This window comes from Nocardioides sp. 1609, assembly GCF_004522105.1.
In the GTDB taxonomy this organism is placed as follows: Bacteria; Actinomycetota; Actinomycetes; order Propionibacteriales; family Nocardioidaceae; genus Nocardioides.
Map to the genome: position 1 here is coordinate 1 of NZ_SPUJ01000005.1, position 13,703 is coordinate 13,703.

The following is a 13,703-nucleotide window of genomic DNA, read 5'->3' on the forward strand; positions in this document are numbered from 1 at the left end:
GGCGTCGTCCGGTGGCGCCCCCACGAGCGGCCCGAAGCCGGGCGCCCGTCCCGGCCCCAAGCCCGGTCCGAAGGCCCCGGCCCCCGCGGCCGAGCCGGTCGTCGAGACCCCGGGGGCCCCCCCCCGCCCCCCCCCCCCCCCCCCCCCGGCCGGGGCCCCCCCCCCCCCCCCCCCCCGCGGGGGGGGGGCGGGGGCCCCCCCCGCCCCCCCCCGCGACCGTCAGGGGATCGGGACGATCAGGGGATCGGGACGATCAGGAGCAGGCTTCGGCCTCGGGCAGGGTCGGGGCCTCGCTGCCCTCGACCTGACCCGCGGTCTCCTCCCACGCCTCGTTGTAGCGGTCCTCGTTCTCCTTCAGCGTCTCGTTGATGAACTCGCAGAACTCCACGTCACCCTTGGCGATCCCGATGCCGTAGGGCTCCTCGGTGAACTGCTCGCCCACCAGCTTGAACTCGCCGTCGGACTCGCTGACGAACCCGGCGAGGATCACGTTGTCGGTCGTCACCACGTCGACCTGGCCGTTGGCCAGCGCGTCGGCGCACTTGTCGTAGATGTCGAAGAGCACCAGCTGGTCGGGGCTCGCGAGGTACTCCTCGATGTTGACGGCAGGCGTCGATCCCGTGACCGAGCAGACCTTGTCGTCGGGGTTCTCCGCGATGTCCTCCGGGCCCTCGTAGGCGTCGTTGTCGGCGAGGGTCATGATCATCTGGCCGGCCTCGTAGTACGGGCCGGCGAAGGTGATCCGCTGCTTGCGCTCGTCGTTGATGGTGTAGGTCGCCACCACCATGTCGACGGCGCCGTCCTCGATGACCTGCTCCCGGATGTCCGAGGTGGCCTCGGACCACTCGATGTCACCCTCGCTGATCCCCAGCGCGCCGGCGATGATCTTGGCGACCTCGACGTCGAAGCCCTCGGGCTCGTCCTCCAGGTTCAGCAGGCCGAACCCGGGCTGGTCGAACTTGGTGCCCACCTTGATCGTGCCGGCGTCGGCGATCTCGGCCATCGTCGTCCCCGCCTCGAACTCGGCGTCCTCCACGACCTCGGCGTCACCGCCCTCGTCGTCACCGCCGCCGCAGGCCACGAGGCTCATGGACAGCAGGATGGCCGCTCCGGCCGCTTTGATCCTGGTCGATCGCATCTTCGTTCTCCTTCAGTGCTTGAGGATCTTGCCGAGGAAGTCCTTGGCCCGATCACTCTGCGGGTTGGTGAAGAACGACTCCGGGTCGTTCTCCTCGACGATCGCGCCGTCGGCCATGAAGACGACGCGGTCGGCTGCGGTGCGGGCGAAGCCCATCTCGTGGGTGACGACGATCATCGTCATCCCGCCCTCGGCGAGGTCGACCATGACGTCGAGCACCTCCTTGATCATCTCCGGGTCGAGCGCGGAGGTGGGCTCGTCGAAGAGCATCACCTTAGGGTTCATGGCCAGGGCGCGGGCGATGGCCACGCGCTGCTGCTGGCCGCCCGAGAGCTGGGCGGGGTACTTGTCGGCCTGGTGACCGACGCCGACGCGGTCGAGCAGCTCGCGCCCGGTCTTCTCGGCCTCGGCCTTCTTCTGCTTGCGGACCTTGATCGGCCCGAGCGTGACGTTCTCGAGGATCGTCTTGTGCGCGAACAGGTTGAAGCTCTGGAACACCATGCCGACCTCGGCGCGGAGGTTGGCCAGGGCCTTGCCCTCCTCCGGGAGCGGCTGGCCGTCGAGCGTGATCGAGCCCTTGTCGATCGTCTCGAGTCGGTTGATGGTGCGGCACAGGGTCGACTTGCCCGAGCCGGACGGCCCGATGACCACCACGACCTCGCGCGCCCGCACGGACAGGTTGATGTCCTGGAGCACGTGCAGGTCGCCGTACCACTTGTTCACGCCGTCGAGCACCACCAGCGGCTCGCCCATGCGGCCGCCCCCTGTGGGCTTCTCGCCCTTGTCCAGCAACGTCATGGGGCGGACCCTAGTAGCACCCGGTCCCGGGGGGCTACGAGCGACACCCGAGTGAGTCCCGACCGTGACCCGATCGGGCCAGGGGAGCCGGGCCGTCCGAGGTGCCGCGGCGGTGTCCCCGGGGCGGGCGCTGATTCCGGGCGCGGGTCGCGGCGCCGTACGCTGGACGGCGTCATGCGCACCTATGAGGTCCGCACCTACGGGTGCCAGATGAACGTCCACGACTCCGAGCGGCTCACCGGCCTGCTGGAGGACGCGGGCTACGCCGCGGCGCCCACGGGCGAGCAGGCCGACGTCGTCGTCTTCAACACCTGCGCGGTCCGCGAGAACGCCGACAACAAGCTCTACGGCAACCTGTCGCACCTCGCGCCGGTGAAGGCCGCGAACCCGTCGATGCAGATCGCGGTCGGCGGCTGCCTGGCGCAGAAGGACCGCGCGACGATCACGCAGAAGGCGCCGTACGTCGACGTCGTGTTCGGCACCCACAACATCGGGTCGCTGCCGGTGCTGCTCGAGCGGGCGCGGGTGGCCGAGGAGGCGCAGGTGGAGATCCTCGAGTCGCTCGAGGTCTTCCCCTCGACGCTGCCGACCAAGCGCGACTCGGCGTACGCCGCCTGGGTGTCGGTGTCGGTCGGCTGCAACAACACCTGCACGTTCTGCATCGTCCCCGCGCTGCGCGGCAAGGAGAAGGACCGCCGCCCCGGCGACGTCCTCGCCGAGATCGAGGCGCTCGTCGCCGACGGCGTCTCCGAGATCACCCTGCTCGGGCAGAACGTGAACGCCTACGGCGTCGAGTTCGGCGATCGCCAGGCCTTCTCCAAGCTGCTCCGCTCGTGCGGCTCCATCGACGGGCTCGAGCGGGTGCGCTTCACCTCGCCGCACCCCGCGGAGTTCACCGACGACGTCATCGAGGCGATGGCCGAGACCCCCAACGTGATGCCGCAGCTGCACATGCCCCTCCAGTCGGGCTCCGACCGGCTGCTGCGGATGATGCGTCGCTCCTACCGGCGCGAGAGGTTCCTCGGCATCATCGAGCGGGTCCGCGCCGCGATGCCCGAGGCCGCGATCACCACCGACATCATCGTCGGCTTCCCCGGCGAGACCGAGGACGACCACCTCGCCACCATGGACGTCGTCCGCGAGGCCCGCTTCGCCGGCGCCTTCACCTTCCAGTACTCCAAGCGACCCGGCACGCCGGCCGCGACGATGCCCGACCAGGTGCCGGCCGACGTCCTGCGCGACCGCTACGACCGGCTCGTCACGCTCGTCAACGACGTCGCCTGGACCGAGAACAAGGCGCTCGTCGGCCGCACCGTCGAGCTGATGGTCTCCGAGGGAGAGGGTCGCAAGGACGCCGCCACCCGGCGTCTCTCGGGCCGGGGGCCCGACAACCGGCTCGTGCACTTCGTGGCCCCGGACGCGACGGTGGGCCCGGTCCGACCGGGCGACCGCGCGGTCGTCGAGGTCACCTACGCCGCGCCGCACCACCTCGTCGCCGACCGCGTCCTGGCGGTGCGTCGCACCCGCTCCGGCGACGCCTGGGAGGCCCGGACGACGGCGCCCGCGCCGGCCGGCGTCACGCTCGGCATGCCGGGCGTCGGCGTCCCCGCACCGTTGCCGGTCGCGTCCGGTCCCGCCTGCGGCTGAGTGACCGCCGCCGCCTGTGGAGGGGCGGCTGCGCCGATCGTGCCGGCCCCGGCAGGCCCGCCCGGCGTCCGAGGTCGACCGCGGTCGCTCAGCCGGCGGGCAGCCGCGTCACGTCGAGCGCGGTCTCGACGGCCGCGCCGCCGGCGTTCCGCTCGACCCAGTAGGCGCCGGCCCGGTCGCGCTCGGCGAGGGCCTCGACCATCTCCGTGCCGCGGTAGAGCAGCCCGACGCCGTCGTCGGTGGCGTAGCCCGCGGGGAGGGTCTGGTCGGCGATCAGGCGGTGGTAGAGCGGGCGGCGCTGGTCCTCGGAGTCGTAGTGGACGCCGTTGGAGTAGGGCAGGAAGCCCAGGCCGTTCGTGATCGGGCGCAGGTCGGGTCCGAACGAGTCGGTGGTGCCGCCGACGTGCCAGCACAGCGAGCCCGCCGAGACGCCGGTGAGGACGACGCCCGCCTGCCATGCCTCGCGCATGGCCTCGCCGACGCCGTGCAGCTCCCACATCGCGAGGAGCCCCGCGACGCTGCCGCCGAAGACCCAGATCACGTCCTGGGCGAGGAGGTGCTCGCGGATGTCGGGCACGTTAGGCATCGTGAACAGCCGCAGGTGCGACGGCGCGAAGCCCGCCTCGATCGCCATGTCGTAGAAGCCGGCCGTCAACGACGCCGCGTCGCCCGACGCGGTCCCGACGAAGCAGACGCGGGGGGCGCGGCCGGTGACGCCGGCCAGCTCGACGGCGTGGTGGGTCAGCGGGCCCACCGACCAGTGCGAGCGGACGCCGCCGACCACGCCGCCCGAGGTCGCGAGGATCGTGGGCTGCTCGGCGGCCATCGTCGTCCCTAGCCGCGCGGGTCGGTCGAGGAGTAGCCGGCGACCGGCGGGATCGGCGGGTCGGGATTGGTCTCCGGCCCGCCGGCGGACTGCTCGGGCGGGACGTCGTCGTCCGGGTCGCGCCGGTCGGGGCCGACGTCGCGGGTGCCGGTCGTGCCGTGCTGGCCCGGGCCGGTGGGTCCCTCGCGCTCGCTGCTGACGCCCATCGACCCTGCGGTGTCCTGGTCGGACTCAGTCGGGTCGTAGTCGTCGCCCGGCGTGCCGTCGTCGCTCATACCGGCGACTCCTCGGTGGGCTCGACGTCGCCGTCGCCGCTGCCGTCGCCCCTGGTCGCCTGGGTCGAGGTGTCCTCGCCCTCGCGCATCTCGTCGGGCAGCACGTCCTCGACGGCGGGGTTGTCGTCGGGGCCGAGGTCGCGGGCGACGGGGTCGCCGTCGGACGCCTCGCCGTCGACGCCGTCACCGTGGGCGACGGCGTCAGCACCACCGGGGTTGGGCTCGCCGGGCTCGATCTGCGGGTCCGGCTGGGGTCCGAGGTCCTCGGTCATGACGCCTCCTGGCGGTGGTGGTGCGGTGGTGGTGCGGTGGTGGTGCGGTGGTGGTGCGGTGGTGGTGCGGGGGTCGGGACCGGACGGTCAGAACCCGAAGGTCGTGTAGCTCTCGATCGTGCCGTCGTGCAGACCCGCGAGCACCACCCGTTCGTGCGGGACGACCGGCTGCGGGAGGTCGTCGAGCGCGTCGAGCGGGCACCAGCGCAGCGCGGCGCACTTGGCGGGCTCCACGATGCGTGGCTCGCCGCTCCACGAGCGGGCGGTGAAGAAGAAGTCGATGCGTTCGTCGATCGGCAGGTCGTGGCGGGTGCGGTGCATCGCGGTGACGAAGCGCAGGGCGATGTCGGAGACGCCGATCTCCTCGGCGCTCTCGCGCCGCGCGGCGTCGTAGGCCGTCTCGCCGGCCTCGACGTGCCCGGCCGCCGCGGCGGCCCAGTGACCGTCCATGTAGCCGGTGCCCTGCCGCAGCTGCAGCAGCACCTCCGACGCGCCGTCGGGCGTGGCACCGTCGCGCAGCAGGAAGACGTACGCCGCCGGCACGACCACGAAGCGGCCGTGGGCCGGGGTGTCGGCGCCGGCTACCTCTGGGGTGGCTGCTGGGGTGACTGCTGGTGTCACTGGGACGGCTGGTCCAGGGAGGTCTCGGCGTTCTCCTCCTGCGCGGCCTCGGCCGCCTGGTCACCGTCGGCGCCGCCCGGCGCCTCGCTGGCGTGCTCGCCCGGGGGCGGCTCGGTGACGTCGAAGGCCTCGTTGGACTCCTCGGGGACCGGGGCCGTCACCGGAGGTCGTCGTTCTTGCCGTCGAGCCCGTCGAGGGCGTCGAGGGCCTTGTCGGTGCCGGTCTCGATCTTGTCGTGGAACTTGCCGCCGGTCTTGCTGTCGGCGAGGCCGGCGGCCTTGTCGATGCCGGACTCGATCTTGTCGCCGTGGTCGTCGACGGCACCGGTGAGCTTGTTCTTCGCGTCGTCCAGGAAACCCATGACACCCTCCCTGCTGAGCTGGGTCGGCCCCCGAGTCGGGCCGCGTGGTTGTCAGACTAGCCACATGTCCGAGCCTCTCGCCCCGCCCGTCGTGGCGGTGATCGGTCCGACGGCCTCGGGCAAGACGGGCCTGTCGCTCGACCTCGCCGAGCGGCTCGGCGGGGAGGTCGTCAACACCGACGCGATGCAGGTCTACCGCGGCATGGACATCGGCACGGCCAAGCTGCCGCCGGCCGAACGGCGGGGCATCCCGCACCACCTGCTCGACACCCAGAGCGTGCGGGACGTGGCGACCGTCGCGCAGTTCCAGGCGTGGGCCAGGGCGGCGATCCGCGACATCCGCGCCCGCGGTGCCGCGCCCGTGCTGGTCGGCGGCTCGGCGCTCTACACCCGCGCGATCCTCGACCGCTTCGAGTTCCCCGGCACCGACGTCGGCGTCCGGGCGCGTTGGGAGGCCGAGCTGGACGCCGTCGGCCCGGCCGCGCTGCACGCCCGGCTCGCCGCGACCGACCCCGCGGCCGCCGCGAGCATCCCCGCCGACAACGGGCGGCGCGTCGTGCGGGCGCTGGAGGTCGGTGAGATCACCGGCCGTTCGTACACCGCGAGCCTGCCCGAGCTGGTCCACGTCGACCCGCGGACCGTGCAGGTGGGCATCGAGATCGACCGGCCGACGCTCGACGCCCGGATCGAGCGGCGGGTCGCGCAGATGTACGACGGAGGCCTGGTCGACGAGGTGGCCCGGCTCCTGTGCGAGGGGCTTGCGGAGGGGCGGACCGCGTCGCGGGCGATCGGCTACCAGCAGGCGGCCGCCCACCTCGCCGGCGAGCTGTCCCTGGCCGAGGCGCGCGAGCGCACCGTCGTAGCGACCCGACAGTTCGCGCGGCGCCAGCTGTCCTGGTGGCGCAAGGACCCGCGGATCGTGTGGGTGCCCCACGACGCCGACGACCGCGTCGAGCGGGCGCTCGCCGCGGTGCGGGCCGTCGAGACCAGGGTCACGACGGATCGCTGACGTCCGGGATCCGGATGGCAGTGACGGGGATACGGATGGCGAGTCGCCGGGATCCCGGTCGCGACGTCTCAGGTGCCCGTCAGGACCTCGCGCACCCGGGCCAGGCCGCCCCCGCGCTGGTCGAGCACCCGCGCGCCGATGCCGCGCCCCTCGCGGAGGATCCCGCGCAGGAGGTCGGCCGGGGTCACGAGGTCGTGCCCGAGCGCGGTCGCCTCGGCTGCGGCGAGGTCGACGGTCTTGCGGGCGCGGGCGGTGAGCAGCGGCGCCCGCGCCACCTCGACCTCGCCGCGACCGACCATCGCGAGCAGGGTCTCCGCGGCGTCGTCGGGCGTCACGCCGAGCCTCGTGGCGAGGTCGTCGTCGAGACGGAGCACACCGAGCAGGACGTGCTCGGTGCCGACGTAGTGGTGTCGCAGCCCGCGTGCCTCCTCGCGCGCCCGCCCGAGCGCAGCGCGAGCTCCCGGGTCGAGGCCGTCGAGCTCGTCGACGTCGTGCGAGCGCCCGCCGCGTTGACGGTCGGCCTGCTGCGCGGCCTGCTTGGTGACGCCCATGGCGGCGCCGATGTCGGCCCAGGATGCGCCGTCGGCGCGTGCCCGCTCGACGTAGTGACCGACGAGGTCGTCGGCCGTGCGGTTCAGCTCCTCCGACCCGAGCACCGCGAGCGACAGTCGCCGCACCGGGTCCTCGCCGGGGGAGGCGGCGTCGATCTGGGCGACGAGCTGCTCGAGGGAGAAGTGGGCCATGCGTCAAGCATCGCTTGACGATGCGATCACGTCAAGAGATGGTTGACGCCTGCTGCTCGAGCCACCGGGCCAGGTCGCGAGGACGACGGAACAGCAGCACCTCCGGTCCGCCGCCATCGGCCAGCGCGGCCCGCATCCGGTCGCGCTTGCGCGCGAACGACTGCGCGTGCCAGACGAGGATCGAGTCGCGCGAGACGATCTTGCGCCATCGCTCCCGGTTGCCGTTGCAGACGACCTCCTGCCGCACGGCCCGCCGCACGGTGCGCCTGACCAGCCGGGAGAACGACAGCCAGCGCGGGTAGTCAAGGCCCACCACCAGGTCGGCCCGCCCCATCGCGACGTCGAGCCACGTGCTGTACGCCGAGTCGAGGATCCACCGCTCCCCGGCGCAGATGCCCACGAACAGCGCGCGCTGCTCGTCCTCGGGCAGGGCCACCCACCCGGGCTGCCAGGTGAGGTCGTCGACCGAGTGCCAGGGGATCCCGGTGACCTCCGAGAGCCGGGCCGCGGCCGTCGACTTGCCCGATCCGGTGACGCCGTAGAGGAGCACGCGCCGGTAGGTCACCGCCCCATCGTAGGAACGCGTCGGCGGACGACGTCGTAGGCCAGGTGCGTGGCGGTCGAGGAGACCCGGACGTCGGTCTGCAGGCGCTCGACCCGGCCGGCGCCGAACAGCGGTGTCCCGGCGCCCAGCACCACCGGCGCGAGGTGGAGCTGCAGCCGGTCGACGACGCCGGCGTCCAGGCAGCCGCGGACGACGGCGCCGCCGCCCATGACGACGACCGGACCGTCGCCGGCGACCGCCCGGGCCCGCTCGACGGCGGCGGCCGGGCCGTCGAGCACGAAGGTGAAGTCGTGGCTGTCGGCGAGCCGGACCGCGCTCGGCCGGCTGCTCGTCACCACGAAGAACGGCGGCCGGGCGTCGCGGCCCGCGCCGTAGCCTAGGTCGTCGGTCCACCCACCCGGGCCGTCGACGACGTCGAAGAGGGTGCGGGGCATCACCACCGCGCCGGTCGCGGCGCCGAGGTCGAGCGCGGCCCGGTCGACCGGGTCGTCGGAGAAGGCCCAGGCGTGCAGGACGTCGGCGTCGCGGCCGAGGCCGTGCTCGGCGTCCGGTTCGGGGCCGGTGACGTAGCCGTCGAGCGAGATCGAGATGTCGACGATGACGGTGGCCACGAGGAGGTCGACCCGTCACCGGCGTCGGACTCATCGGCGAGCGCCCTGGGCAGGGCAAGAACGGTCGGGCGCCCGCGGCGCGCGCCGTCCAGACTGGTCCGCGTGGAGACCGGACGTGATCGCCTGCGCGAGCTGCTCGACGCCGTCCTCGACGAGGACAACGCGACGCTCGGCGCCATGGCCGGCGACGCCTTCTCCTCGCCGTTCCACTTCAGCCGTCGGCTGCGCCGCGACGCCGGTGAGCCCCCGGTGGCGATGCGGCGCCGCGTGATGCTCGAGCGCGCGGCCTGGCAGCTGCGCGGCGGCACCTCGGTGACGGACGCGGCGTTCCGGGCCGGCTACGAGTCGGTCGAGGGTTTCGCGCGGGCGTTCGCGCGGGCCTTCGGCCACCCGCCGAGCGCCACCGCCGGCCAGCAGGACGCCGAGCGGCCGCCGTGGCTGCCGGCACCGAACGGCATCCACTTCCACCCACCCACCTCGCTGTGGATCGACGCCCAGGAGCATGCCGTGAACCCCCTCGCCCAGCAGCTCGTCGGTCACGACCTCGACGACACCCGGGTGCTGCTCGACGCCGCGACGGGCGTCCCCGACGACGACTACCGACGCGCCCGGCTGCCCGGCCACGCCGTGCTGGAGTGGGACGGCCCCGAGGAGTCGCTCGCCGCCGTCCTCGACCACCTCGTGCGGTCGAAGGAGGTGTGGCTCGCCGCCCTGGTCGGCGAGGACGTCCCGCCGGCCCGGGCGGACGACCCCGCCACGCTGCTCGAGCGCCACGACGCGGTCGCGCCGCGGTGGCTCGCGACCTGGCGCGACGTCGACCGCCGCGGCGCGTGGGACGACCGCGTCGTCGACGCCCTGTGCGAACCGCCCGAGAGCTTCCAGCTCGCGAGCGTGCTCGCCCACGTCGTCACCTACTCCGCCCACCGGCGCCAGCTCGCGCGCACCCTGCTCGGCGTCGACCTCGCCGCCGGCGACCCGATCGTGTGGCTGCGCCGCGGCCACGACCAGGAAGGACCCACCGCGTGACCCGCTACCGCTACTACACCGCCGCCAGCCTCGACGGCTTCCTCGCCGACACCGACGACTCGCTCGCCTGGCTCTTCGTCCAGGACCACGACGAGGACGGCCACGGCTCGCAGGGCGCGTTCATGGAGGGGATCGGGGCGATGGTGATGGGCGCGACCACCTACGAGTGGATCGGCGACCACCTGCGAGCCACCGGCGAGACGTGGAGCTACGACATCCCCTGCTTCGTGTTCACCCACCGCACGCTCGAGCCGCTCGGCGGGCAGGTCGCCTTCCTGCAGGGCGCCCCCGCCGACCACCGCGCCGCCCTCGAGGAGGCCGCCGGGGCGAGGGACGTCTGGATGGTCGGCGGGGGAGCGCTCGCGGCCGACTTCGCCGAGGCCGGCATGCTCGACGACCTCCTGGTCTCGATCGCGCCCGTCACGCTCGGCGCGGGACGGCCACTCCTCCCGCGGCGGTTCGCGCTGCGGTTGACCGACCTCGGCCGCAACGGCGACTTCGCGGTGGCGACGTACGACGTCGTCGGGCCGCCCACCACGTGGTGACTCGGCAGGACGCCGGCGCGACGGCGGCCGGCGAGCTGACGTGGCGTCGGCGAGAACCTCCGGCGCGGACCGGAAACGGGTCGACGATGAGTCCCCGACGATGACAGAGTCCACCCCGCCATGACGACGACTCCCGAGACCGCCCCGAGCGCCGAGGCCGCACCGGCCGACTACGCCGTGCTCCGCTGGCTGGTCGCCGCCACCTTCATCGTGATCCTCAACGAGACCATCATGGTCAACGCGATCCCGCGGCTGATGACCGAGTTCGAGGTCGACGAGCGGGCCGCGCAGTGGCTGACGAGCGGCTTCATGCTCACGATGGCCGTCGTCATCCCGATCACCGGCTGGTTCCTGCAGCGCGTCACCACGCGCCAGGCCTTCGGCACGGCGATGGCGGTGTTCTCCACCGGGACCCTGATCGCCGCCCTGGCGCCGACGTTCGAGGTGCTCCTCGTCGCCCGCGTGGTGCAGGCGGCCGGCACCGCGGTGATGATGCCGCTGCTGATGACCACGCTCATGACGATCGTCGCCACGTCCGACCGGGGGCGCGTGATGGGCAACGTGACGCTCGCGATGTCGGTCGCCCCGGCGATGGGCCCTGCCGTCTCCGGCGTGATCCTGCACGTCGCCTCGTGGCGCTGGATGTTCGGGCTGGTGCTGCCGGTCGCCGTGGTGATCGCGCTCGTCGGGCTGCGCCGGCTCACCGACGTCGGTGAGCCCCGGCCGGGTGCCATCGACTGGACCAGCGTCGTGTTCGCCGCGCTCGGCTTCGGCCCGCTGGTCTACGGGCTCTCGCAGCTCGGCGCCGACGGCGGCCCGGCGTACCTGCCCTGGTCGATGCTCGCCGTCGGCGTGGGTTCCATCGCGGCCTTCGTCGTCCGGCAGCTCTCGCTGCAGCGCTCGGGCAGCCCGCTGCTCGACCTGCGCGTGCTGCGGCACCGCACCTTCGCGACCGGCCTGCTGCTGATGTCGGTCGCCTTCATGGCGATGCTCGGGTCGATGATCCTGCTGCCGCTGTTCCTCCAGGGCGTGCGCGGGCTCTCCGAGCTCGAGACCGGCCTCCTGGTGATGCCCGGCGGGCTGGCGATGGGCCTGCTCGGCCCGCAGGTCGGCAAGGCCTTCGACCGGTACGGCGGCCGGCGGCTGGTCATCCCCGGCTCGTTCGGCGTGCTGGTCGCGCTCGCGCTCTTCACCCAGGTCGACGCGACCCGCTCGGTGTGGACGCTGCTCCCGGTCCACGTGCTGCTGATGGTGTCGCTCGCGGCGGTCTTCACACCGGTCTTCACCCTCAGCCTCGGCGCGCTGCCGCCCGAGCTCTACTCGCACGGCAGCTCGATGCTCGGCACCCTGCAGCAGGTCGCGGCGGCGATGGGCTCCGCGATCGTCGTCGCGGTCCTCTCGGCCCGCGAGGACTCCCTGCTCGCCGGCGGCGCCGACGCGGTCGCCGCCCACGTGGGCGGGATGCGCTGGGGCTTCGGCGTCGGCGCGGTGCTGGCGGTCGTCGTCCTGGCCCTGGCGTTCCTGATGCCGTCGCGCCTCCCGAGCCGCGACGACGCCCCCGCGCCCGCCGCCGTCCACTGACGGCGGCGGGCACAGGTCAGCTGCTCAGCGGCTCAGCGCCGCGGCTCGTCGGTGCGCGGGACGACGACGCGCTTCGGTGTCGACCTCCCACCCGGGACGTCGATGACCGCGGTGCTCTTGCCGAGCGTGATCGTCATGTGCGCGATCGCGTCGGACATGATCGTCACCGAGCGCCGGTTGACGTTGTCGAGGTCGTCGGCCGGCGTGTGGTAGTTCGGGTCGTAGGTGATGCCGGCCGTGCCCCCGAAGAGCCTCGCCTGCTCGGGGGTCTTGACGCCGTCGCCGCCGCTGAACAGGCCGCCCGCGGCGACGCCGTTCGCGATGAACGCCTGGTAGTCGGACCGCCCGGAGAACGCGGTGTCGACGACCGGCTGACCGACGGCGCGGAAGTAGCGGCGGTAGGCGCGCTCGGTCTCGATCGACCCGGCCGGGACGGGGGCGCTGGCCTCGGAGCTCGACTCGTCGGCGTCGTAGACCCCGATGATGTAGTTCGGTGAGCCGACCATGTCGTAGTTGAGGTAGGTCGCGATGTCGTCGAGCGCGGCGGGCCGGTTCTCGACGAGGTCGTTGACGTAGTGCGTCGAACCCAGCAGGCCGACCTCCTCGGCGCCCCACCAGGCGAAGCGCACCTTGTTCTTGAGCTTCCCCTCCATCTTCTTCAGCTGGACCGCGGTCTCCAGCAGGGTCGCGCTGCCGGAACCGTTGTCGTTGATCCCGGCCCCGTCCTGGACGCCGTCGAGGTGGGCGCCGGCCATGACGACGTTGCCGGAGCGGCCCCTCCTCGTCTCCGCGACGACGTTCCAGGTCTGGCGCTCCTCGACGAGGATGTCGAGGTCGAGCGTGGCCTGGACGGGCCCGGCCGCGAGGTCGGCGAGGAGCGCCTGGCCGACGTCCTGGTTGACGCCGGTGGTGGGCGCGAGGTCGTCGGTGGTCTCGCCGAGCGTGCCACCGGTGAACTCGCCGGGGACGTTGTTCCAGATGACGACGCCGAGCGCGCCGGCCGCCTTCGCCACGCGCGACTTGTCGGCGAACGGGCAGGTGCCGCGGTTGACCAGCGCGATCTTGCCGGTCGCGTCGATGCCCGACCAGGCAGCGGCCGTGCAGCCGAGCGGGTCGGCCGGCGCCACCAGCTCGCCGGCGACCCCGCCGGCGGGCGTGCTCGGTGATCCGGTCAGCACGTGGTTGGCGACGTCGTCGCCGCCGGCGGTGAAGGTGTTGGCGTTGACGCGCGTGTAGGTGAAGGGGAAGTACTGCCGCCTCGGCTGGTAGCCGGCCTCGCGCAGCACGTGCTCGACGTAGCGCGACGAGGCGGCGTAGCCCTGCTGGCCGGCCGCGCGGTCGCCGTACCGGTCGGCGACGACCTGGAGCTGCTCGAGGTGCCCCATGATCGCCCCGGTCCGCACGGCCTGCTGCAGCCGCCTGCTGTCCTTGTCCTTCACCCCGGACGGTCGTGGTTGGTCGCGCTCGGACAGCCCGGACAGCCCGGACGGCGCCGCCGCGGCGGAGCCGAGGGTGCCGGTGGAGCCGCCGAGGGTGGCGACGACGCCGAGGGCGATGGCTGCGGCGATCGCCGCGCGACTACGTGGTGGACGCATGGTGGAACCTCCCGAGATGGAGTGAGTGGTGACCTCCCACCATCACGCACCGGACGCCGTCGCGCCAGGGTGGTGCTCCCACCGGCGTCC

General features: G+C 73.2%; 17 protein-coding genes. 5 read left to right on the forward strand and 12 right to left on the reverse strand.

The window, feature by feature from the left end; all coding sequences use genetic code 11:
• Window positions 1-253 precede the first annotated feature (253 nt).
• Complete coding sequence (locus E4623_RS13830; protein WP_245155076.1) at window positions 254-1,090, reverse strand: glutamate ABC transporter substrate-binding protein; 837 nt, start codon at window positions 1,088-1,090, stop codon at window positions 254-256.
• Window positions 1,091-1,150: 60 nt separating this feature from the next.
• Entirely contained in the window at window positions 1,151-1,879 is a 729-nt protein-coding gene (locus E4623_RS13835) for an amino acid ABC transporter ATP-binding protein (RefSeq protein WP_209020717.1), read from the reverse strand.
• Between the two features lie 231 nt (window positions 1,880-2,110).
• Between E4623_RS13835 and miaB the strand changes: the two genes are divergently transcribed.
• Window positions 2,111-3,583, forward strand: a complete 1,473-nt coding sequence (miaB, locus tag E4623_RS13840) for a tRNA (N6-isopentenyl adenosine(37)-C2)-methylthiotransferase MiaB (protein ID WP_134767153.1) — start codon at window positions 2,111-2,113, stop codon at window positions 3,581-3,583.
• A gap of 88 nt (window positions 3,584-3,671) precedes the next feature.
• On the opposite strand, the gene E4623_RS13845 is transcribed toward miaB, so the two are convergent.
• The 6 genes from E4623_RS13845 to E4623_RS13865 form a co-directional block, all read right to left on the reverse strand.
• Window positions 3,672-4,409 carry a peptidase E gene (locus E4623_RS13845; protein ID WP_134767154.1) on the reverse strand — a complete coding sequence of 246 codons (738 nt, stop codon included), beginning with the start codon at window positions 4,407-4,409 and terminating at the stop codon, window positions 3,672-3,674.
• Window positions 4,410-4,417: 8 nt separating this feature from the next.
• Window positions 4,418-4,684, reverse strand: a complete 267-nt coding sequence (locus E4623_RS13850; RefSeq protein WP_134767155.1) for a hypothetical protein — start codon at window positions 4,682-4,684, stop codon at window positions 4,418-4,420.
• Window positions 4,681-4,956, reverse strand: coding sequence for a hypothetical protein (locus E4623_RS13855; protein ID WP_134767156.1), 276 nt, complete (start codon window positions 4,954-4,956; stop codon window positions 4,681-4,683). The genes E4623_RS13850 and E4623_RS13855 overlap by 4 nt, the downstream gene beginning before the upstream one ends.
• Window positions 4,957-5,043: 87 nt before the next feature.
• On the reverse strand, window positions 5,044-5,577 hold the full coding sequence (locus tag E4623_RS13860) for an NUDIX domain-containing protein (RefSeq protein ID WP_209020691.1): 534 nt from the start codon (window positions 5,575-5,577) through the stop codon (window positions 5,044-5,046).
• On the reverse strand, window positions 5,574-5,738 hold the full coding sequence (locus E4623_RS22675; RefSeq protein WP_167736638.1) for a hypothetical protein: 165 nt from the start codon (window positions 5,736-5,738) through the stop codon (window positions 5,574-5,576). Before E4623_RS22675 ends, E4623_RS13860 begins: the two co-directional genes overlap by 4 nt.
• A complete protein-coding gene (locus E4623_RS13865) occupies window positions 5,735-5,938 on the reverse strand; it encodes an antitoxin (RefSeq protein WP_134767157.1) in 204 nt (67 codons plus the stop codon). The genes E4623_RS22675 and E4623_RS13865 overlap by 4 nt, the downstream gene beginning before the upstream one ends.
• A 64-nt stretch (window positions 5,939-6,002) precedes the next feature.
• Here E4623_RS13865 and miaA point away from each other — a divergent pair, with 64 nt between their 5' ends.
• Entirely contained in the window at window positions 6,003-6,947 is a 945-nt protein-coding gene (gene miaA, locus E4623_RS13870; protein WP_134767158.1) for a tRNA (adenosine(37)-N6)-dimethylallyltransferase MiaA, read from the forward strand.
• A 68-nt stretch (window positions 6,948-7,015) separates the two neighbouring features.
• On the opposite strand, the gene E4623_RS13875 is transcribed toward miaA, so the two are convergent.
• The 3 genes from E4623_RS13875 to E4623_RS13885 are packed head-to-tail and all read right to left on the reverse strand — an operon-like array spanning window position 7,016 to window position 8,866.
• Window positions 7,016-7,690 carry a Clp protease N-terminal domain-containing protein gene (locus E4623_RS13875; protein WP_134767159.1) on the reverse strand — a complete coding sequence of 225 codons (675 nt, stop codon included), beginning with the start codon at window positions 7,688-7,690 and terminating at the stop codon, window positions 7,016-7,018.
• Between the two features lie 31 nt (window positions 7,691-7,721).
• Window positions 7,722-8,255, reverse strand: coding sequence for an adenylate kinase (locus tag E4623_RS13880; protein WP_134767160.1), 534 nt, complete (start codon window positions 8,253-8,255; stop codon window positions 7,722-7,724).
• Window positions 8,252-8,866: a dihydrofolate reductase family protein gene (locus E4623_RS13885; protein ID WP_134767161.1), complete on the reverse strand. Its 615-nt coding sequence runs from the start codon at window positions 8,864-8,866 to the stop codon at window positions 8,252-8,254. The genes E4623_RS13880 and E4623_RS13885 overlap by 4 nt, the downstream gene beginning before the upstream one ends.
• A 102-nt stretch (window positions 8,867-8,968) precedes the next feature.
• On the opposite strand from E4623_RS13885, the gene E4623_RS13890 reads away from it, so the two are divergent.
• From E4623_RS13890 to E4623_RS13900, 3 genes are all read left to right on the forward strand, one after another.
• Window positions 8,969-9,892 carry a helix-turn-helix domain-containing protein gene (locus tag E4623_RS13890; protein ID WP_245155077.1) on the forward strand — a complete coding sequence of 308 codons (924 nt, stop codon included), beginning with the start codon at window positions 8,969-8,971 and terminating at the stop codon, window positions 9,890-9,892.
• Complete coding sequence (locus E4623_RS13895) at window positions 9,889-10,437, forward strand: dihydrofolate reductase family protein (RefSeq protein ID WP_134767162.1); 549 nt, start codon at window positions 9,889-9,891, stop codon at window positions 10,435-10,437. Before E4623_RS13890 ends, E4623_RS13895 begins: the two co-directional genes overlap by 4 nt.
• Window positions 10,438-10,557: 120 nt before the next feature.
• Window positions 10,558-12,018 carry an MDR family MFS transporter gene (locus E4623_RS13900; RefSeq protein WP_134767163.1) on the forward strand — a complete coding sequence of 487 codons (1,461 nt, stop codon included), beginning with the start codon at window positions 10,558-10,560 and terminating at the stop codon, window positions 12,016-12,018.
• A gap of 32 nt (window positions 12,019-12,050) precedes the next feature.
• Here the strand turns inward: E4623_RS13900 and E4623_RS13905 are convergent, their stop codons facing one another.
• Window positions 12,051-13,613 carry a M20/M25/M40 family metallo-hydrolase gene (locus E4623_RS13905; RefSeq protein ID WP_134767164.1) on the reverse strand — a complete coding sequence of 521 codons (1,563 nt, stop codon included), beginning with the start codon at window positions 13,611-13,613 and terminating at the stop codon, window positions 12,051-12,053.
• Window positions 13,614-13,703 lie beyond the last annotated feature (90 nt).